Origin of the sequence: Salinicoccus sesuvii, assembly GCF_042648145.1 — a bacterium.
In the GTDB taxonomy this organism is placed as follows: domain Bacteria; phylum Bacillota; class Bacilli; order Staphylococcales; family Salinicoccaceae; genus Salinicoccus; species Salinicoccus sesuvii.
The window spans coordinates 251,384-271,800 of sequence record NZ_JBHRWV010000001.1 but is presented as its reverse complement, the minus strand read 5'-3'; the positions used below and the strand labels follow the sequence as shown (position 1 = coordinate 271,800).

The 20,417-nt window shown below is 43.5% G+C and carries 21 protein-coding genes; 4 read left to right on the top strand and 17 right to left on the bottom strand.

The genetic code is table 11. From position 1 onward, the window contains the following. Nucleotides 1-5 precede the first annotated feature (5 nt). From ACFOJ8_RS01375 to ACFOJ8_RS01295, 17 genes are all read right to left on the bottom strand, one after another. Complete coding sequence (locus ACFOJ8_RS01375; RefSeq protein ID WP_380651640.1) at nt 6-779, bottom strand: hypothetical protein; 774 nt, start codon at nt 777-779, stop codon at nt 6-8. Nucleotides 780-999: 220 nt separating this feature from the next. Next, a complete protein-coding gene (locus tag ACFOJ8_RS01370) occupies nt 1,000-1,656 on the bottom strand; it encodes a haloacid dehalogenase type II (protein ID WP_380656966.1) in 657 nt (218 codons plus the stop codon). A 79-nt stretch (nt 1,657-1,735) separates the two neighbouring features. Further along, nucleotides 1,736-2,143 carry a hypothetical protein gene (locus ACFOJ8_RS01365; RefSeq protein WP_380651638.1) on the bottom strand — a complete coding sequence of 136 codons (408 nt, stop codon included), beginning with the start codon at nt 2,141-2,143 and terminating at the stop codon, nt 1,736-1,738. Between the two features lie 103 nt (nt 2,144-2,246). Further along, nucleotides 2,247-3,296: a galactitol-1-phosphate 5-dehydrogenase gene (locus tag ACFOJ8_RS01360; protein WP_380651635.1), complete on the bottom strand. Its 1,050-nt coding sequence runs from the start codon at nt 3,294-3,296 to the stop codon at nt 2,247-2,249. Nucleotides 3,297-3,311: 15 nt separating this feature from the next. Further along, nucleotides 3,312-3,488, bottom strand: a complete 177-nt coding sequence (locus ACFOJ8_RS01355) for a hypothetical protein (RefSeq protein ID WP_380651632.1) — start codon at nt 3,486-3,488, stop codon at nt 3,312-3,314. A 48-nt stretch (nt 3,489-3,536) separates the two neighbouring features. Next, nucleotides 3,537-4,208: a deoxyribose-phosphate aldolase gene (gene deoC / locus ACFOJ8_RS01350; RefSeq protein ID WP_380651630.1), complete on the bottom strand. Its 672-nt coding sequence runs from the start codon at nt 4,206-4,208 to the stop codon at nt 3,537-3,539. 24 nt (nt 4,209-4,232) lie between these two features. Beyond that, a complete protein-coding gene (locus tag ACFOJ8_RS01345) occupies nt 4,233-5,264 on the bottom strand; it encodes a zinc-binding dehydrogenase (protein WP_380651627.1) in 1,032 nt (343 codons plus the stop codon). Between the two features lie 27 nt (nt 5,265-5,291). Beyond that, on the bottom strand, nt 5,292-6,551 hold the full coding sequence (locus ACFOJ8_RS01340) for a galactitol-specific PTS transporter subunit IIC (protein WP_380651624.1): 1,260 nt from the start codon (nt 6,549-6,551) through the stop codon (nt 5,292-5,294). 68 nt (nt 6,552-6,619) lie between these two features. Beyond that, a complete protein-coding gene (locus ACFOJ8_RS01335; RefSeq protein WP_380651621.1) occupies nt 6,620-6,898 on the bottom strand; it encodes a PTS sugar transporter subunit IIB in 279 nt (92 codons plus the stop codon). Nucleotides 6,899-6,911: 13 nt separating this feature from the next. Then, nucleotides 6,912-7,382 carry a PTS sugar transporter subunit IIA gene (locus ACFOJ8_RS01330; protein WP_380651618.1) on the bottom strand — a complete coding sequence of 157 codons (471 nt, stop codon included), beginning with the start codon at nt 7,380-7,382 and terminating at the stop codon, nt 6,912-6,914. Nucleotides 7,383-7,400: 18 nt separating this feature from the next. Beyond that, nucleotides 7,401-9,452 carry a BglG family transcription antiterminator gene (locus ACFOJ8_RS01325; RefSeq protein WP_380651615.1) on the bottom strand — a complete coding sequence of 684 codons (2,052 nt, stop codon included), beginning with the start codon at nt 9,450-9,452 and terminating at the stop codon, nt 7,401-7,403. A gap of 407 nt (nt 9,453-9,859) precedes the next feature. Continuing rightward, nucleotides 9,860-10,537, bottom strand: a complete 678-nt coding sequence (locus ACFOJ8_RS01320; RefSeq protein ID WP_380651612.1) for a GntR family transcriptional regulator — start codon at nt 10,535-10,537, stop codon at nt 9,860-9,862. A gap of 15 nt (nt 10,538-10,552) precedes the next feature. Further along, the gene (locus tag ACFOJ8_RS01315) at nt 10,553-11,836 is read right to left on the bottom strand and encodes a TRAP transporter large permease (protein WP_380651610.1); all 1,284 of its coding nucleotides are present in this window, start codon (nt 11,834-11,836) and stop codon (nt 10,553-10,555) included. Continuing rightward, the gene (locus ACFOJ8_RS01310; RefSeq protein WP_380651607.1) at nt 11,824-12,291 is read right to left on the bottom strand and encodes a TRAP transporter small permease; all 468 of its coding nucleotides are present in this window, start codon (nt 12,289-12,291) and stop codon (nt 11,824-11,826) included. Before ACFOJ8_RS01310 ends, ACFOJ8_RS01315 begins: the two co-directional genes overlap by 13 nt. A 12-nt stretch (nt 12,292-12,303) precedes the next feature. Continuing rightward, on the bottom strand, nt 12,304-13,326 hold the full coding sequence (locus tag ACFOJ8_RS01305) for a DctP family TRAP transporter solute-binding subunit (RefSeq protein WP_380659869.1): 1,023 nt from the start codon (nt 13,324-13,326) through the stop codon (nt 12,304-12,306). 15 nt (nt 13,327-13,341) lie between these two features. Further along, on the bottom strand, nt 13,342-14,136 hold the full coding sequence (locus ACFOJ8_RS01300; protein WP_380651602.1) for a carbon-nitrogen family hydrolase: 795 nt from the start codon (nt 14,134-14,136) through the stop codon (nt 13,342-13,344). Nucleotides 14,137-14,138: 2 nt separating this feature from the next. Further along, the gene (locus ACFOJ8_RS01295; protein WP_380651600.1) at nt 14,139-14,768 is read right to left on the bottom strand and encodes a DUF2848 family protein; all 630 of its coding nucleotides are present in this window, start codon (nt 14,766-14,768) and stop codon (nt 14,139-14,141) included. Nucleotides 14,769-15,514: 746 nt separating this feature from the next. On the opposite strand from ACFOJ8_RS01295, the gene ACFOJ8_RS01290 reads away from it, so the two are divergent. The 4 genes from ACFOJ8_RS01290 to ACFOJ8_RS01275 all read left to right on the top strand — a co-directional run bounded on the left by ACFOJ8_RS01290 (nt 15,515) and on the right by ACFOJ8_RS01275 (nt 20,360). Then, nucleotides 15,515-17,002, top strand: coding sequence for a phytoene desaturase family protein (locus ACFOJ8_RS01290; protein ID WP_380651597.1), 1,488 nt, complete (start codon nt 15,515-15,517; stop codon nt 17,000-17,002). 92 nt (nt 17,003-17,094) lie between these two features. Further along, complete coding sequence (locus ACFOJ8_RS01285; protein ID WP_380651595.1) at nt 17,095-17,568, top strand: glycosyl-4,4'-diaponeurosporenoate acyltransferase CrtO family protein; 474 nt, start codon at nt 17,095-17,097, stop codon at nt 17,566-17,568. 105 nt (nt 17,569-17,673) lie between these two features. Continuing rightward, nucleotides 17,674-19,176, top strand: coding sequence for a phytoene desaturase family protein (locus ACFOJ8_RS01280; protein ID WP_380651593.1), 1,503 nt, complete (start codon nt 17,674-17,676; stop codon nt 19,174-19,176). A gap of 77 nt (nt 19,177-19,253) precedes the next feature. Continuing rightward, nucleotides 19,254-20,360 carry a glycosyltransferase gene (locus tag ACFOJ8_RS01275; RefSeq protein ID WP_380651591.1) on the top strand — a complete coding sequence of 369 codons (1,107 nt, stop codon included), beginning with the start codon at nt 19,254-19,256 and terminating at the stop codon, nt 20,358-20,360. Nucleotides 20,361-20,417: the final 57 nt, after the last annotated feature.

Below are 20,417 nucleotides of genomic sequence, written 5' to 3'. Positions count from 1 at the left end.
TCAGTCTACTTTTCATTCTTCACATTCATTGCTTGAATGTATAGCCCGAGCCACACTTCCTCCGGGAACTCTTTTTCATCTTTAATGTGTATATCGTGTTTTTCCCCTCTACGAGAAGTACGCTTATCACTGGAAAGGTCAAAGAAACTACGATTCGCTGTCAGAACTGTATCTTCTTCACTATCTTGAATACTAGAGGTTAGCTCAGCATATTTGTTCGTGAAATCGTAATTCTTATTTTCTGTCTCGAAAAACAAGGGGAGGTATTCTTTGATGCCTTTATCCTTAAACAGCTTTTTCAATTCATATCGACCGATGTAATTACCATCGAGAAAAACTTTAAACTTATGTCTGATTGTAAACATTTTAGAAGGAAGTATTTCGACCTCATGATCATTGGAGGTCAACTTCATTCCATTCAAAGATAGAACATCCCCAATCGACATCCACTTCTGTAAAGAATTGTTGAAACTGAGTTTGTAGTGCATGTCTTCTTTTCCATGGACTTTGATTGGCTGATCATCGACGGTAACAAGTGGTGCTTGATAAAAGTACTCACCGCGCTCTAAATCTAAAATAGTATTTTGTTGTTCATTCATCATTTTCTTGTACTTGTTTTGCATATATCTGCGTTGTACAAAGAGAAAGATGATCCCTACCAACATGGCGGCCCAACCGATGTAGAGCACCGCCATCGACTCTTGTACCGGTCCGATACCAAAAGTATTGAGAATAATAAAAACGGTAAATATCAGCCATATCGCCATCAACCTAAACATTTGTAAAAAACCCCTTTATTTTCCTTTTTGTTACTATACCTTTGGAATATACTTGTAAACATATATCGAAGTGAAAAAGGATATGGTTTTTCACTATTACTGTTCTATCACTGCTTGCCTTTCAGATATCAAAAAATCCCAAGTCGCGTACAAATCGACTTAGGACTAACTGACATCTAAATTTATTTCACAGGTTAAAGATACCAGAGATTCTTCTGCTTTATAACTTCTCTAAGATTCCATAGAGATCGGTGTATGCCTGGTCGGGTTGAACATCCAACGTCTCTGGATGATCTTTGTTTCTATTAATCCAGGCTGTCTGGAAGCCGAAGCTTGCTGCTCCCATAATGTCCCACGTGTTGGAAGACATGAAAAGCACTTCGTCACGCTTCAACTCAAGCTGTTCCAATGCGTAAGCATAGGCTTCAGGGCTCGGCTTGTACTGTTTTATTTCATCAGCACTGATGATTCTATCGATATAGCCGTGAATATCTGAGCTTTCAACGAGTGGAACGATCATATTCTCCGAACCATTCGAGAAGACGACACGCTCTTTATCACTGCATTTTTCAAGCACATCGCCTACTTCATCGAACAGTTCAAGGTTCAGGTAAGCCATCATCAACCGTTCCTCATCTTCCGCCGAAAGATCAACACCTTCTGCTTTACATGCATACCGTAAGGCATCACGTGTCACTTCGTCGAATGGATGATATCGTCCCATCAGTTGGCGCTGGAAGAAGTACTTCACTTGTTTCTCTCGCCATGTTGCGCTGATCTGCTCTCCTTTTTCCGGGAAAACCGATTCACATGCTGCTTTTACTGAGTGTACATCGTAGAGCGTGCCGTATGCATCGAACACGAGTGCTTTGATCATATCCATTCCCCTTTCAGTCCTCATGATACTGAACTGCTACCCTATCTCATGGATTGGAAACAGCGGGAAGCCGTAAATACTACTTCGCAGGTGTAATGGATACACCGTTTTCTTCTGCTTTGAATACCCAGTTTTGTGACAGCATGTTCTTCAAGTCCTGTTGCGCCTCTTCATCCAGCTGCAAACCGGTCACCTGATTATTATCGTATAGATAATCGAGGCCGTCCTCTTTACCGTACTTCATTTTGATAAGGTTCTTCAAACCATTCTCTGTAATGAACTTCACTTGGTATCCATCATTAAGCACCGTTTCTAAGTCACCTGAGGTATGGAGTGCATCCAGCACACTATAATCCATATTCTTATTGACTGACTTGAAGTCGGCCGTACTTCCTTCTTTCACCGTCTCGATGATATCTGCGTTAGTATAATTTTTGCTTCTTAGTGATTCTATTGTGTAGGCATCCGCCAAAGTAATGGACTGCATCTCGATTCCTCCTAGATATATTGAATTACTTTTGACTTATATGATAACAAAAAAAGACCTTCCACCTGGTCCTATATGCACCGCCAGTGAAAAGCCTTTATGGTTATCTTTCAGGATAAAGCATTACCTTGCCAAAGCTTTCATCCCTATTGATGATTCTTTTAAATGTCTCCGGACCGTCACTCAGTGAAATTCTATGCGAGATAATTTTTTCGACATCAATCTGGCCGGTACTCATATAATGAAGTGACGCATGCCATTCTTTACCTGGAAAAGGTGCGGATATTGCGTTCCATGAACCGAGGACTGTTAATTCGTTTCTGACAATCCGCTCAAAGTAGAACCGTTTTATCTCGATGTCTGCATAAGGAATACCGAGGTAGACCACTTCTCCACCCTTCTTCGGTAATGCCAGTACATGGGCCGAAGTAACCGGAGACCCTGCACTCTCCACAGCTAGGTCGACACCTTTGCCGTCGGTATGACGCAGCACTTCCTCGTGAGCCGGGTGCTCCATGGAATTAATTGTGATATCTGCGCCGATTTGTCTTGCTGTTTTAAGCTTGTCATCATCGATATCAATGGCATAGATCTTCTTTGCTCCGAAAATACGCGCCCACTGGATGGCCAACAGACCGATATTCCCGCAACCGATGACCGCCACTTCGGCACCAGGCTGGATACTGGTTCTGTAGAAGCCGTGGGCGACAACAGCTGATGGTTCCACCATTGCAGCGGTATCAAAGTCTACAGTGTCCGGTACAGGAACCACATTCTCTTCAGGAAGCTTTGCATATTCTGCGAACGCACCTGGGTGGTAGGCACCCATGACGTGCAGACGCTCGCATCGCGCAAGTTCCCCTTTTTTACAGCTGTCACACTGCCTACAATAGAACGCAGGACATCCTGCGACTCGGTCACCTACCTTGATGTTTTTAACACCGGTTCCGACTTTGACGACTTCGCCAGCGAATTCATGACCAAAAGTTGTCCCTTCAACGTACGGACCAAGTTTCCCGAATCTGGAAATATCTGATCCGCAGATACCTGCAGCTTTTACTTTGATAATGACATCATCTGAATGCTCCACCATCGGTTCTGGCGTATCTTCGTACCTTAAATCCTGTGTGTCATAGAGATTTAGTGCCTTCACCATCATTCCTCTTTCCTAGCTCACTGCTTTTTCTTCACTCGCGTTTTGGTTCGTATTCTTTTTTCTACCAAAAAACATACTGATCAGTGCTGCACCAATGATGATTGGATTAAAAATTACTTGGTGTTCGAAATAGAAGGTACCAATATTACGCATTGGTCCAAGCATGAATTCAAGCATTACATCTACCATATTCAACCCTCTTTTAAATAGTTTTTGATGTCCCCTCGATCATTCGTATCAGTAATCACCCGATGACTTCTCCCCGGAGATGAGCGCAACCGCTCCACTCGTACCGATGCGATTGGCCCCTGCTCCAACAATATTGACCGCATCTTCGTAAGTTCTGATGCCGCCTGATGCCTTGACGCCAAAATCGGGACCCGTTATTGAACGCAGCAACCTGACGTCTTCCATCGTCGCACCGCCACCATTGAAACCAGTCGCCGTCTTTACAAAGTCAGCTCCTGCTGACTGAATGATCTTACATGCAGCTTTCTTCTCGTCTTCTGTCAATAGAGCCGTCTCGATGATGACTTTGGTCGTCAGCCCGTCGGACGCTTTGACCACTTCTCTAATATCTAATTCCACTGCATCGAAGTCACCGGATTTCAAAGCCCCAAGGTTAATGAGCATATCAATTTCCTCTGCGCCATTTTTAATCGACTCTTCCGTTTCCGCAACTTTCGTTTTTGTTGTCGCCCCACCGAGCGAGAATCCAATCGGCACACCCACTTTGATATTATGTTCTGTTAACATACTGTAGGCATGCGGGACGTAGTACGGGTTTACGAATACTGTCTTGAATCCGTGTTCGATAGTGGTGTTGCAGAAGTCAGTGATATCATCCTTGGTCGCTGTTGGCCTGAGCAGTGTAAAGTCGATCATCTCGATCAGTTGTTCTCTATTCAAGAAATCACCCTATCTTTAAAGATTTTAGTCGATTGGTGTCAGTAGTACTTTGATTGCTTCGCCACTTTTGATTTTGTCGTATGCTTCTTCCCATTGGGAAATATCAAACTCGTGTGTGACCAGCGCTTTCGCATCAACACTGCCATTGTTCATCAGTTCAAGAGAAGGTTCCCAGTCGGCAGATTTCTGACTCCTGCTGCCAACGACCTGAATTTCCTTCTGAATCACTTTCTCCATATCGAAAGTGATCTTAGAATCTGCAAAGATACCCACTTGGCAGTAGTGCCCTTTCTTCCTCAGCAGATCAAGGCCCTGATGTGTTGCAGGAACCGCACCTGAACATTCAAAGACAACATCTGCGCCATAACTGCCGGTCAGCTCATCGACGAATGCCTTCAGATCCTGCTCCTGTATATTGACCACATGATCAATGCCGAGTTCTTCCGCTTTATCAAGGCGTACCTTGTCGTTATTTAATCCGGTAATGACGACTTCAGCACCGCGGCTTTTGGCAACCTGTGCTGTGAATAAACCAATCGGTCCGGGCCCTAGGACAATGACGACATCGCCTTTTTTCACTCGAGTCTTCTCGACTGCGTGATAAGTACATGCCAATGGCTCAGTCATCGCAGCAGACTGGTAGTCTACGTGTTCCGGCAGGCGATGGACGCTTTCCTTTCTCGCAATCAAGTAGTTAGCGAATCCGCCGTCCTGTTGTGTCCCAAGTCCTTTACGGTAGTTGCACAGATTATAGTCCCCACTCTTACAGTACTCGCATTCTCCGCATATATAGAACGTCGTTTCCGAAGTGACACGGTCGCCCGGTTTGAAGTCGGTGACGCCTTCTCCGACTTCAACCACTTCTCCTGAGAACTCATGTCCGAGCGTGACCGGCACCGCGACTTTGTAGTGACCTTCATAAGTATGGATATCGGAACCGCATATGCCTGCATATTTCACTTTGATCTTGACTTGATCGGGACCAGGTGCAACCGTTTCTCGTTCTTGCACTTCAAGGTTACCGAAACCGAGCTCGGTCTTTACCAATGCTTTCATATCATGGTCCTCCTAATGATTGATGTATCAGTTGAACAGATCGAAAATCTTGAATATGATCCAGTTGACGATGTTTCCGCCTTGGTCGATGCTGGATACTTGTACAGATCCCTCTGGAAGATCGAGGTTTGCTGTCTGTGCCATTTCAGTGAATATCGGTGCAACATCTGTTGCGACATACAGGGAAATGGCAATCATGATTGTACCGACAATGACAGAGTGGACGATGTTTCCTCTTGCTGCTCCAACAATGAATGCGACGATGAACGGAATTGTAGCCAAATCGCCAAATGGCAGTACTGCGTTACCTGGAAGTATGACGGCCATTACTACAGTGATTGGAACGAGAATCAGCGCAGTGGAAATGACTGCCGGGTGTCCAAGCGCGACCGCTGCATCCAGTCCAATATAGATATCTCTGTCGCCGAATCGTTTATTCAACCACGTACGTGCAGATTCGGATACAGGCATTAGACCTTCCATAAGTATCTTAACCATGCGTGGCATGAGTACCATGACCGCCGCCATTGCCATACCGATTTCGATGACTTCACCGACACCGTATCCTGCTAGCGCCCCAATTACTGCACCAAGGAAAAGCCCGATGAAGATGGATTCCCCAAACACACCGAATCTCTTCTGGATGGATTCTGGATCTGCATTCCAGTCTTTTACGCCAGGAATCTTCTGCAATCCTCTGACCAGGAAGATTCCTGGTGCGTAGGAGATTGTACTTCCCGTCGCGATGGAAACACCTGGAAGGTCATAGAACTTGCTCATCATCGGTGCTGTCCAGTCAGCGACTTTGAGCGCCACAATCTGGAAGAGCACTGCGCCGATAAGACCTTGGATGATGCTTCCGGAAACTGCATAAATCATTGCTGCCATGAAGGTATAGTGCCAGAAGTTCCAAATATCGACGTTCATCGTCTTTGTCGTCTTCGTCAAAAGCATCACCACGTTGACAATCAAACCGAGTGGAATGATGAATGGTGCTACAACGGACGCCCAGGCGATCGACGATGTTGCCGGCCAACCGACATCAAGTACGTTCAGGCTAACACCAAGACGTTCAACCATGCCTTGGGCAGCTGGACCCAAGTTATTGACGAGCAGATCGATGACCAAGAAGATACCGACAAAAGCAACCCCGATGGTCAGACCTGACCTGAATGCTTTACCAGGTTTCTGGCCAAAGAACAGCCCAAGTAGGAAGATGGCAACCGGTAGAATGACCGTTGCACCCAGAGCGAGAAATCCTTGTATAAAATCAACAAAACCTTGCATATTATGTTTCCCCCAGACGTTTTATAATAATGCTCGATCCCTCATTAAAGAGGAATCGAGTAAGACAATTACTTTTTCAGTTCTTCCAAGATCTGCGCTTTCGTATCTTCCATGCCGATACCTGTCAAAAAGTTTCTCGCATTGATGACTGGGAAGTCATATTCTTTTTGCGTCATTGCTGTTGTGACAAGTAGGTCTGCAGAATCTGCATAAGCACCGACTTCTGAAATTTTAATTTGCTTGATATCTACTTTGATATTGTTCTCTTTCGCCAATTCTTCAATCGCGTTGTTGACCACTGTTGACGTTGCGATACCTGCTCCACATGCTACCAATACTGTTTTCATATTATCTATCTCCTTAGAATTTAAAATTGAGTTTGTTTTTTAGTACATCAACCATTTTTGTCTTATCCGTTTCACTTACGAGGTACTTGAGCATTTCTTCATCTCGGAACAACTGCATCAGTCCCTGAAGCAGGCTGAGCTGTGAATCCGATTTGTCCATGGCCAGCATGAACACGAGCTCGACATCCACTGTTTCATTCGGATCCCCCATCATCCCGAATGGTACTGGGTTCTTAAGAACTGCCACACTAATTGTCTTCTTGATAACGTGTTCGACATCAGTGTGGGGAATCGCAACAGACACGCCACCTGTCGGGAGTCCAGTCGCAAATTCTTCCTCCCTTTCGATAACGGCTTGCAAATAGGAATCTTTAATAAGGCCCCTCTGTTCAAGATTGTTTGCCATCGCTGTTAGTACCGCTTCTTTTGAATCCGCTTCCAAATCAAGCAGGATGATGGACTCATCAAAAACCATATCCTTCATATCTAAACTCCCTTATCACTATTCAACTGAATGTTTTTGTATTACTTTGCAGATTTCCTGATCTGTTTCTGCATCAAATAAAGCTTTGCGTCCCTTTTTGGACTGTGCCAGGTCTTTCAGTTGAAGCAGTGCTTTCAGATGCATTTCTTTATCCACAGCCGCAATAACGACCACGACGTAGATCATTGATCCTGCGAACTCTATGCCTTCATCGATCTTCAGCAGGCTCATTGAAACGCTATTGACGCCATCTTCAGGTGCAGCGTGTGGAATTGCGACACCTTCCCCGAGGATGATGTATGCATTGTCTTCGGTGTTTTGAGCGACCATTTTTTCAACGTATCGCTGTTCGATATCCCCGCTTGCCACCAGTGGAGAAGCACAGTGTCGAACTGCGGCCTCGAATGACGCGACCGATGGTACCCGGTCAATGCGATGCGAAGTAATCAATTCATCCAGGTTGTAAGCATATACACTTTTGTGACGTGAATCATTTCCGATGTCGTCATGGGTGATATACTGCTGCAGATCTTTGGCCAGTTGACTCTCATTTTTGATATCCGAATACTTTCTGACGATGTTCAGAATTTCATGCACGTTGATTTCATGAACTGTATGCCCCTGTACTTCGAGCATGACCTGTCTTCTCAGGCGATTCTTCTCCTCTTGTTTAAGGTAGGAACTTGCAAGGAAAAGCTTTTTCTTCGTCTCAAGGAATACAGGAGAGAAAATAACATCGAAGTCGAGCGTGTAGTCGTAGAATTCACGTACGGACAATGAGTCCAAAAAGACGAATTCAGGAAACAATTCCTTAAGTTCGATGAACATCAGTCTGGAAACAGAGACCCCTTTCGGGCAGACGACAATGGCTTTCGTCTTCTGCCTGAGACTCTCACCCTGACGCCGCATCCATCCACCAATCAACATGGTGAGGTAGGCAACTTCATTGTCGGGAATCTTCGACCCAATCAATTTCTCAAGTGGTGAGGTCGACTGATCGATCAGATGGAAGAGTTCCCTATAATCCTGAACGATAAAACTTTTCACATCCGCCGTTTCGGTCAGGTGATACTTGATCCGATAATAAGCTGGAGTGACATGCATCAAGAGCTTATCGAGTAGCTCTTCTCGTTCCTGCAGGGTGATACACGCTGTGTTCTCAAATATCCGCAGCATATCTTCTAAAGCCTGTTTCAGATGCGGAATACTCTCTTCAGTCAGCTGATCTGTCCAATAGACATTCGTTGATAACAGATGCAGTGTAATGAACAGACGCTCCTGCTCAGAAATATCCGTACCGTGCAGAATTTCTTCCGCTGCCTCGAACTCTTTCGTATGGGAAATCTCTTTGTAACTGATCTTGAATGCTTCGATTGTCTGTCCTTCGCGTATTCTGCGAAGGACGAGCAGTAAATCGAAAGGCATGGTACGCAACTTCTCATCTGTAAACTTTAGGCTCAGTTCACATTCAACATTTTCAATCCGCGATTTGACTTCGGCCAATTCATCTTCCTCGATGCCGATGAGGCTCTTGACGCGCCGCTCACCACCATTCATCTGAATCAACGTATCAATGACATTGAACAGTAGCTGGCGAATGTGGAACTCCTCACCTTCGATAAAATATCCGTTGACTCTTGAATATTTGATCTTGAGGCTATAATCAGAAGCGATTTCCCGCACTTTCTTGAAATCATTCAAAATCGTATTGCGACTAACGTCAAGATCAAAAGAAAAATGATTGAGCGACAATGCTTCATGACTTCCAATCAGCATCAGCAGAATAATGTACTGACGCTGGTGTTCTGAGTAGACGTTGGTTTCAGCAGAAGACACTTCGTGGTCATGTTTCAGGTTGGTGATGACTGCCTGATTGATGATGAAATTGCCTTGGCTACTTCTTTCTATGCTCGGGAGGTTTTTGGATGTGATGAACTCGTTGATCTTATTGAAACTATAACCAAACTGACGACGCGTAAGACCGTACTTCTTTTCCAGCTCCTTACTCGTCACCCCCGGTTGCTTCAATAATTCATCAAGTATGCTTCCACTTCTCTCATCCAGTTGCATATGATCATTGCTCCTTCCCGTTAACTAAAATATATCAGCAGAGAACCAATATTTGTACACCATTACGGCACAATTAAAGTGACATGTATTGTACACCCTTGTGATTGAGTATAGCGCAAGGTATGAGAAGCGCCGACTAGGTAGTGTTCAGAGAAAAGCAAGAATATAAAAAAAGCCAGATTACCGGTTGGTAATCTGGATAGATACTGACATTTGATTAGGTTCCGAACCATATGACATCCCCCCTTCCCATGCACTAGATTAATTGCTAGTACGATAAAGCTGAAGATAAAGACACCATTTTTAATAAGTTCTCACGAAGTACATCTATTGACTATTCTCTGCACATTTTTAATTAAGTTTCTAGGAGTTAAGATGTTTTAGAGCAATGGAACAAACAACAACACCTAATTATTCTCCTTGCTTTTCTTAACGTCTGTATACATGCTTTTGGTTCTTTCGAGGTGATAATCAATTGCGATTCTCACAATCGACTCATCTCTTTTCTGAAGTCCGGATATAATTTCATTATGTTCTGTGATAACTTCTTCCATGCGTCCTTTTTTTCTTATAGCCTGTGAGCCAATAAGAATAGTCAAGTTATGGAATACATCATAGGATTTCAGGAACACGTTATATTCGGCGATTAGGAACATCTGACGGTGAAATTCTTTATCCATCAACATAAAATTGTAGCTGTCCTCATCTTCCGCCAGTTTTGCTTGTCGCTTGACTATATTTTTCAATTTCTCAATACCATCGTTATCTATATTGTTAAACATCGGTTGAATAATCTCTGACTCTATGACTTTCCTTAAAAGAAATATCTGTTGTACCTCTTTATCAGTGTAACTTCGGACTCTGTAGCCTTTTCTAGGTTTAAACTCTATTAATTCTTCATTGACAAGATCATGCATTGCTTCTCTAAGTGGAGTTCTAGAAACGTCGAGCATTTTGGCGAGTTTCTGCTCGGTAATATAATCGTCTGAAGGGAAATTATTGTTGAGAATAATATCCTTCATATTATTGTAAATAATATCTTTTAAAGTTTTTGCTTTTATACCTTCTATTTGAAATTGTTCCATAAATATCCCTCTAATCTAACTACTGAAAAATTCTACTGGCATCATAATCAATGCTGGCCAGTAAGTCACAACAAGTAACACTACCAGTAGTATAGCAATTTGCGGAAACAAATGCTTAAACATAGCTGGCACTTTTTGATCTGCGATCGAAGACACCACAAACAAACATACACCAAGAGGTGGTGTAACCATTCCTATAGTCAAATTGACTGATAGTAGAATTCCGAAATGAACAGGATCCACGCCGGCACTAACTACCATCGGCAAGAACAATGGTGTGAAAATGGTTACGGCGCTGATTGTATCAATAAAAGTTCCCGCGATAAGAAGCACGATGTTGATAATCAATAGCAAGAGGAGTGGATTGTCAGCAGCAAAACCAAGAAGGTTGGTCAACTGCTGTGGAATACTCTCGAAGTTGATGTACCAAATGAAAACGGAAGCAGAACCAATGAGAAAAATGATTCCTGTTGTTGTCATTGCTGAATTTCTTAAGATAAGCCATATATCTTTTATCTTTATTTCTCTATACACGAATAGACCAATCAGAAGTGCATATACTACTGCGATTACTCCGGATTCAGTTGCAGTGAATATACCCGAGATAATACCGCCGATAATAATAACAGGCATGAGTAATGCAAGAATCGCATCTTTGAAGGAGAGAAGAAACGTTTTGATATCCGTCTTGTTGTTCTTGATAACATAGTTGTTTTTCTTTCCTATGTATATGCTGTAGACCATTAATCCCAGAGCCATGAGAACGCCAGGTAAAATCCCTGCGATGAAGAGATCACTAATCGATACACTTGCCATTACCCCATAAAGGATAAGGACAATACTTGGTGGAATGATCGGTCCTATTGTAGAAGCACTGGCTATTAGCGAAGTTGTAAACCCTTTGTCGTACCCTTCCCTCAACATTGTAGGAATAAGCATACCACCAATGGCTGCAGCGGCAGCTATCGCAGTACCCGTAAGCGCTGCAAAAAATACGCTGCTTATAATGACTACAAGAGCCAATCCGCCAGGTATAGGGCCTACAATAATTTTAGAAAAGTTGATGAGTCTCTGAGATATTCCTCCCCGCGCCATGATTTCACCAGCTAATATAAATAAGGGCACGGCGACCAGAGTGAAACTATTTACGCCACTAAAGAGATTCCTCGGAACATTGGAGAGGAGGCTGATGTCGTTCAAAGAAATTCCTATTATCGAAATAATACCTAAAGCAAAAGCAATCGGAACTCTCAAGATAATCAGTGCAAACATCAATATTATGAGTATTAGCCACTCCATATGCTAAAGAACCTCCTTATGTAGAAATAGATCATGACTGTGGCAGATACAGGTATCGCCATATAAAGATAAGCCCTCTGCAGTGGCAACAAGCCTAGAGTCTGTCCAGTTTTAAAATTCTGGTTGACAAGTTCCATACCAAAGTAGACAAAAACCCCGAGTACGGTAATAGCAACAACACATTCTAATACCTTTAAAAGTTTGTCGCTACCTTCCTTGAGGTTGTCGAAAAGGTCGACTGTCAAATGTTCATTCCTATAGACAAGAACAGTAGCCCCTGAGAAAATGCTGTAGACAAAGCACAACATAAGAAATTCCTGCGCCCACGGTAGCGGTGTGCTCAGCACATAGCGGAATAGAACCTGCATAAAAGTGACAGTGACAGTCAGCAGCAAGCTGACTGTCATAATCACTTCCATAATCCTAGCCAAAACGTAATCAAATTTTTTCAACATCCAATCCCTACCTTACTCTTTGGATTCAATGAGACTTTGAACAATTTCATCAGGCACTTCATCAGAAACAGATTCTTTTACGTCAGCAGTTGCTTCAGCAAAAGCGTCACGGTCTGGCTCTGTAATTGTTACTCCCTCTTCTTCTAGTGTCGTTAAGATTTCTTCTTCTCTTTCTTCCAGGCTTTGTCGTTGAAAATCTCTAGCTTCGACTACCGCTTCCTCAACAGCAGTTACTTCTTCTTCAGACAATTCTTCGTAAAAACTATTGCTCATGAGCACTACTGCTGGTGTATAGTTATGGCTCGTTAAAGACACATAATCTTGAACTTCATAAAACTTCATTGAATCAATAGTCGGAAGTGGATTCTCTTGGCCGTCTACCACACCCTGATCAAGTGCAGAATATAACTCGTTGAAGTCAACAGGAGTAGGACTTGCCCCTAGTGCACGCATATGCTCTTCCCATACAGTAGCGGGTTGAACTCTTATGTTCATGCCTGCTACGTCTTCAGGAACCATTACTTCTTTAGAGTTGTTCGTCAGGTGACGGAATCCAACTTCCCAATACCCAATGCCTTTCATTCCAGCATCGTCTGCAAGACTCAATAAATTCTCCCCCGCCTCACCATCAAGCGCGGAGTATACGTGATCTTTATCTTCGAATAGATAAGGGATACCAAAAGCATTCATTTCTGGGATTGTATTAGCCAGACTACTATCTGCTGCAACAGTTGTCATTTCAAGTGAGCCTGAAATCACTTGTTCGATTGCATCCCCTTCAGAACCAAGCGAAGCATTCGGGTGAATCTCTACAGTGAAGTCAGTACCTTCTTTACCTTCAAGCACTTCTTTAAACTTCTCTGCTGCTACGTGGTATTGGTGACTCTCAGAACCAGCATGCGCAAGTTTAATTGTCTTCGCTTGTCCACTAGAAGCATTCTCTCCTTCTGCACCGTTACCATCACTTCCGCATGCAGCAAGAAAAATAGCCATCACAATCATTAATAAAAAGTTAATTTTTTTCAACGTACCCATCTCCCTTTTAAAAATTTATAGAAACTTGTAAAACTCTTTCTTTCGACTATCGAATATTGGAATATCTTTTCTGATTCCCTTTATATATTCCAAGTTAAGATCACCTTCAATGGCTACTTCTTCATCTGATGTCGCTTGTGCAAGTACTTCTCCAAATGGGTTAACAATTAGAGAGTTACCGGCAAAAGTTGTCCCTGTAGGTTGTGTTCCAATTGTATTGGACGCAACAACATAACATTGATTCTCGATAGCTCTGGCTTTTAGAAGAGTCAACCAATGTTCTGTACGCTCAATTGGCCATTCTGCGACGACATATATAACCTTTGCCCCTTCTAATGAAAGGTCTCTAAACAACTCTGGAAATCTAAGGTCGTAACAGATGACTACTCCCATTTTTTCACCATCAATTTCAAAAACATCTGCACTGTTCTCGCCACCAATTAAAAAATTGGGTTCATTGAGCATTGGTACGAGGTGTATTTTAGAATACTCATGTACGAATTTGCCTTGTCTATCCACAACAAACGCTGTGTTGAGAACACCTTTCCCTTTATTATTGGCCACAGATCCTGCCACGATGTTGACATCGTGTCTCTTAGCGAGCTTGGCCATTGCATCAAAGACAGGGTGAAGATTTTCTGTCGCATGCTTGTCGATATTCTCTAAATCGTAACCTGTAGTCCACATTTCCGGGAGCACTACCGTATCAATATTTTCAAGACTCGCGCCATTAAACAACTCTTCTACTTTTTGTATGTTTTCTTCGACGGCACCAAAATGAATTTCAAACTGAAAAACTTTGATTTTCATAGCTACTCCTTTAACTTCTCTATTTTATATTCAATCTCGAGCGCTTCTTTCTTCTTACTGCTATATAGTCCTCCCTTGAAACCTTCACCATAAGTAAAGCCATCCAGTAGCGGTACAGTCCCACAGTAAACAACACTATTTTTTAACTCGACGTTATTCTTCTTAAGGAATTGGTAAATTTCTTCGAGAGGAATAATAGAAGACACTTTGTCTTCTTGGTATTTCTTCCATTCCCCATCTTTAAGTACTTCTGAGTACAAAAGAAGATCATCCCACTCATCTTCTACATCTTCGAACCGCCACTTGTCTTTCGAAATAGGTTTGGCACACAACTGTTTCGACTTATGTATGGATACAGTTTCTAATGCTCGATCCGTATGATCGCTACCTACTGTAACGGATAGATTACCTGAACTATCAGTAATAAGTACGATTTCAATTTCCCCGCTTGTTTCATCTCCAATAATTTTGATGGTGTCATCTGTGCTTATTAATTCATCACTAAGATGGTATAGTTCGGGAACGGTTTTCGGCTCAGGGATACCTATTTTTTTTAACTCTTCTATATGTTCCCACGTTTTATCCTTGTTCCTACCCGCGTAGCCAATGCAGTACAGTTCTTTGTGAGCCATTATTTTTCCTCCTAATTTAAATTATGTATACATTATATTTTATTAATTATATTATGTAAAGGCTTACATTCTGAAAAATCTGCATATATTGACTATTTACCAGCCTAATCGTGTAATCCGGCAGGGTACTTTTTAAGCATTTCGACAAAGTAAACAGCTATTTCTACTTAATAAAACATCCAGCTAAATGGCTCAGATAGAAGTGAGTCTCTTCAAGGACAACTCAAAAGTAACAGACTTTATGTGAGCCTACTAAACGGACTGTTGAAAAGGTTAGATTGACATGGTTAGTACTTTTTCGAAACAGTTTTAAAAACTCTATCCACTGTAGACTATAAAGACTGTTTCTATTAGCAAGGATAAAAAGTAAAGACGCATATTACTAATTTATATCTCAAAAAGAGTATTTTTCATCCATTCCGACAAAACTGTCCAACTTGAATCTGAATACAACCATCTAACCGCCTCTAAATATCAATTGCTGTATTTATTTGGTATGATATCAATACAACAAAGTTTCTATATTATTAAACATTTTCTGCAACAAAGTCCTATTTTATTTAAAACAAAACAGGACTTCACAAACTTCCTTTAAAACTAAAATCAAACTCTCTAATGATCTGAAATACATTCACTCGAATATGAAACAGTTAAACACATCACCACTCTCACTACCACAATCCAAAAATATATATGAAAAGCAACACAACACATCAATTATTTTCTACTATGAGGAGATGTCTCGAATGTCACAAAAAAGCGTATTAGTTATCGGCGGTGGACTTGGCGGCCTGTCTGCTGCGATTTCGCTGGCACAAAAAGGATATGATGTATCACTATATGAAAAGAATGACCACTTGGGTGGGAAGGTTAACCGCCTTGAGCAAGATGGGTTCGGCTTTGATCTCGGCCCTTCCATTTTGACCATGCCGAAGGTATTTGAAAAACTCTTTACGGCAAGCGGAAAAAGGATGGCGGACTATGTAACAACAACGAGACTTGATCACCAGTGGCGCTCTTTCTTCCCCGATGGCAATATAATCGACCTGTACGAAAACGTCGAAGATATGCGGGAGAAAAATGCGTCACTCAGTGAGAAGGACATTAAGGAATATCAGAATCTCCTTACATATTCCAAAAGAATCTACGATACGACTGAGAACAGCTACTTCAAAGGGGTCGACGATGCAAAGGATATTCTTAAATACCAAAGCATGTTCAGTGCCATCCGAGGTTTTGACCTCTTTTCAACAGTCCACCGAGCAATCGATAAGCGTATCAGCAACAAGCAACTGAAGGACATGCTTTCATATTTCGTCAAATACGTCGGCTCCTCCCCTTACGATGCACCCGCCGTACTGAACATGATGATCTACATGCAGCATGACCAGGGCGCATGGTATGTGCCTGGTGGCATGGGCAACCTGGCCAAAGGACTTGTACAGCTTGCTGAAGAAATCGGTGTCACACTTCATACCGGACAGCATATCCAGAAACTCGAACATACTGATGGCAAAATAACCGGTGCTGTTTTAAACGACGGCACACAACTAAGTGCCGACTATTATGTTTCCAATATGGAAGTCCTGCCAACTTATGAAAAACTGATTGGGGAGGATAAAGCCTACACCAAGAAACTGAGAAAGAAATTTGAACCGGCCAGTTCCGGCCTTGTCATGCATCTTGGTGTGAAGAAGAGCTACCCACAGCTTGCCCATCACAACTTCTTCTTTGCAGACGATATGAAACGCCAGATGAATAAAATATTCCACCGTCATGAATTGCCGGATGACCCGGTCATCTACCTAGTCAACGTCAATAAGACGGACCCGGATCAGGCGCCGGAAGGATATGAAAATTTGAAAGTGCTGCCCCATATTCCGCCGATCCAGGATAAACCACATACAGCCGAAGACTATGAGCGTTTCGCCGAGCAGACGCTCATCAAACTTGAGTGCATGGGTCTGACAGATCTGCGTGAGAATATTGTTTTGAAAGACGTATGGACACCAGAAGACATCGAGCGTACGTATGGTTCCGACCGCGGTGCAATCTATGGTACCTTATCCGATCGCAAGAAGAATAAAGGCTTCAAGCACTCCAAACAGAGCGAACACTACGACAACCTCTACTTTGTCGGTGGCACAGTCAACCCAGGGGGCGGCATGCCGATGGTGACATTGAGCGGCCAGCATGTGAGCGATAAAATTGCTGAGCGGGATTCCGCTGAATAGTAACACCTCTATAGTTGAAGTAGATGTACGATTAGAAAAAATGTCATAAAGCACTGCTTGTGAATAAAGAAAGTGTTAAGGAGGTCCAGGCCATGCAATTGATTTCGTTTTCCCTTTTTTGGACAATCGTCATTGATATCGCCGCTTGGATCTTCTTTCACATGGCCATTTCAGCCTTCTGCCTTAGGCTGCCGCTTAAAACTTTTCAGAATAACGCATTCTGGTCCCGTATCTACAGTTGGGAAAAGTCAGGCGCGCTTTGGCACAAGCTGTTTCGTGTAAAAGCATGGAAAGGCAGATTGATCGACGGGGCTACATTATTTAAAAACGGGTATCAGAAAAAAACATTACACGGTAAGGGTAAAGCGGATCTGCAAATGTTTGCGATTGAGACGAAGCGTGCCGAGTTGACACACTGGCTCTGCATACTGCCCGCCCCTTTATTCTTTTTATGGAATCCTGCCTCGGTCGGCTGGTTGATGATCGTATATGCAGTCGTCTTCAATTTGCCCTTTATCGTCACCCAGCGCTATAACCGGGGGCGCATCAGCAAAATGCTGTCTTGAGACAGATCCGCCGCTTCCAAACATATTTAATTAAAAGAAGTACTGGATAAATCCATTATATTTTTAGACACGATCCAATTTGTTTTCAGGGAACGAGGTATATGCATGACAAAAAAAGTAATCGTCGTTGGTGCCGGTGTGGCAGGCTTAGCTAGTGCCATTAGACTACAGCACGCTGGCTACCAAGTCGAAATATATGAAAAGGAACCTGCGCCAGGCGGAAAGATGAACCGGATCGAAAAAGATGGATATACATTCGATCTCGGTCCGAGCATCGTTATGATGCCGGAAGTGTATCGGGAGATATTTGAGCTCTGTGGACGTGATCCGGATGACTATATTTCAATGGAGAAGTTAGATCCGATGTATCGGGTGTACTTCAGCGATACACCAGATACCCCCATCGATATTTCATCTGATCTGACGGAGATGACCAGAACGATCGAATCCATCCATAAGCCAGATGTCGAAGGGTTTCTCAGTTATTTGAATGATATCTACAAAGGATATACTTTCGCCATGGAAAACATACTGAGGCGGCCTTTCTACAAAAGAAGCGACGTCTACAACTTGTCGATGGTCAAGAAAGCACCGAAAGTGAAGCTCGTTGGAACAGCCGATCGCTTCATTGGTAGATATATAGAAAGCGAACGCTTGAAGCAGATCCTCGGTTTTCAGACGTTATACATTGGGGTCTCTCCATTCAGTGGCCCTTCGTTCTATTCGATGATTCCGATGATTCAATTCCTGTATGGCGTATGGTTCATCAAAGGTGGCATGTATACCATGGCATCGGCTATGGAACGCCTCTTCAAGGAGCTTGGCGGGGAAATCTTCTACGATAGCCCGGTGCAGGAGATATCGACTGATAACAGACGGGCGACTGGAGTCATGGTGGATGATAAAAAGATGGATGCAGATTTCGTCGTCTGCAATGCCGATTTTCCCTATGCAATGAAAAACCTGATGAAGCAGCCTGAGACCAGAGGCGCATTCACCGACAAAAGGATTGAAAGCATGAAATATTCCTGTTCTGGGTTCCTGATGTATCTCGGCATGGATCGGAAATACGAAGAGGTCGAACATATCCATAATTTCATTTTCAATGAAGCACTCGAGAAGAACATGCAGGACATCTTTGAAGGAAAAAGATTGGAGTATGCCTCCTTCTATGTCTATATCGCATCGAAACTCGATCCTACGCTTGCGCCCGATGGCAAAGATGGACTCTACATCCTGATGCCCGTATCCGCCCTCGATACAGCCGACTATGAGTGGAATGATGAGACGATCCAGCACTACCGCACCTACATTCTTAAAACCTTGAAGGAAATAAAAGGCTTTGAAAATATCGAGCAGGAGATCGTCACAGAAACGCATATTACGCCGCTTGATTTCGAGTCCAGGTTCAATGCTTACAACGGCGCCGCTTTTGGTCTGCAGCCCACCCTTTCGCAAAGCATCCATAAGCGTCCGCAGAGCAAATCACCAAGCTGCGATAACCTGTACTTCACAGGAAGCAGCACACACCCGGGCGCAGGTGTACCGATTGTTCTACTTTCCGCCGGGATTGCGGCGGACGCACTTATAGAAGACGACAAAGACTGAATCTGATACTGCACCCATTGCGAGAGTTAGGACGGTGCGTATCCAATCGTTAAATTCAATGGAAGGAGGCAATACTTTTGATCGCCAATATATCACTCTGGCTTCTGGCAATCGGTGCTGGGGCACTCATGTTTCGCTCACTCCCCACGCCGCGAAGCCGGACCGAACATACTGAACACCCTTCCCTATCCATCATCATTCCTGCCAGAAATGAATCCGGAAGTCTACCGCATCTGCTAGGAACCTTGCAGGAGCAGAATCTCCAACCCTTTGAAGTATTGGTGGTCGATGACCACTCTACAGATGACACTGTGGCCATCGCAAAGTCATTTGGGACGACAGTGCTCCGTAACGAGTCCAAAGTGGACGGCGCTGGTAAATCCGCCGCGTGCTGGTATGGCGTCGAGCACTCAAGCGGACAGTGGCTCTTATTTCTGGATGCCGATACACGGTTCGAGGGCCCTGATAGTCTCAGCAACCTATTGAATTTATATAAGCAAAGAGGCGCAAGAGGCATCCTTTCCCTGCAGCCGTTCCATCGCATTGAGGATATGTACGAAAATCTTTCCGCCATCTTCAACGTGATCGTTGTTGTGGGAATGAACAAATTCACTGCATGGAAAAACCGGTTTAAACCGGCTGGTTCCTTTGGTCCGTGCATCCTCACTGATCGAGAGGACTACCTCTCGACAGGTGGGCATAAGGCAATCGCAGATGCCGTCATGGATGATCTGGCACTGGGACAGGCATATCTCGAGAAAGATCTGCCTGTGCGTTGTATGGGGGGCAAGGGGGTCATATCTTTTCGCATGTATCCGGAAGGGTTCAAAAGTCTTGTAGAGGGCTGGTGTAAAAGCTTTGCGCTCGGTTCAAAATCCACACATCTTGCCGTCATGCTGATGACGATTGTTTGGATTGCCGGTAGCTTCATTACTACTGGCGCATTGGTTTCTTCTCTTATCGCGATGAACCCAGCGCTCATCACAGTCACTGGTGGATTGTATCTGATCTATGCGTTTCAAACGATGCGGTTCGCTCGAAGGGTCGGTAACTTCAACCGCTTCATCTTCGTCTTCCATCCCGTCCTGTTCTCATTTTTTGCGGGTATATTCGTATACTCCATCTTCCGGGTCCATGTCCTACGTTCTGTCACTTGGAAAGGGCGAAAAATAAATGTTAAGTAGCATGTCTAGGTAAGCGTATTTACGACTTGAGAATAAAGAGTAGAAGAAAGCGAGGTA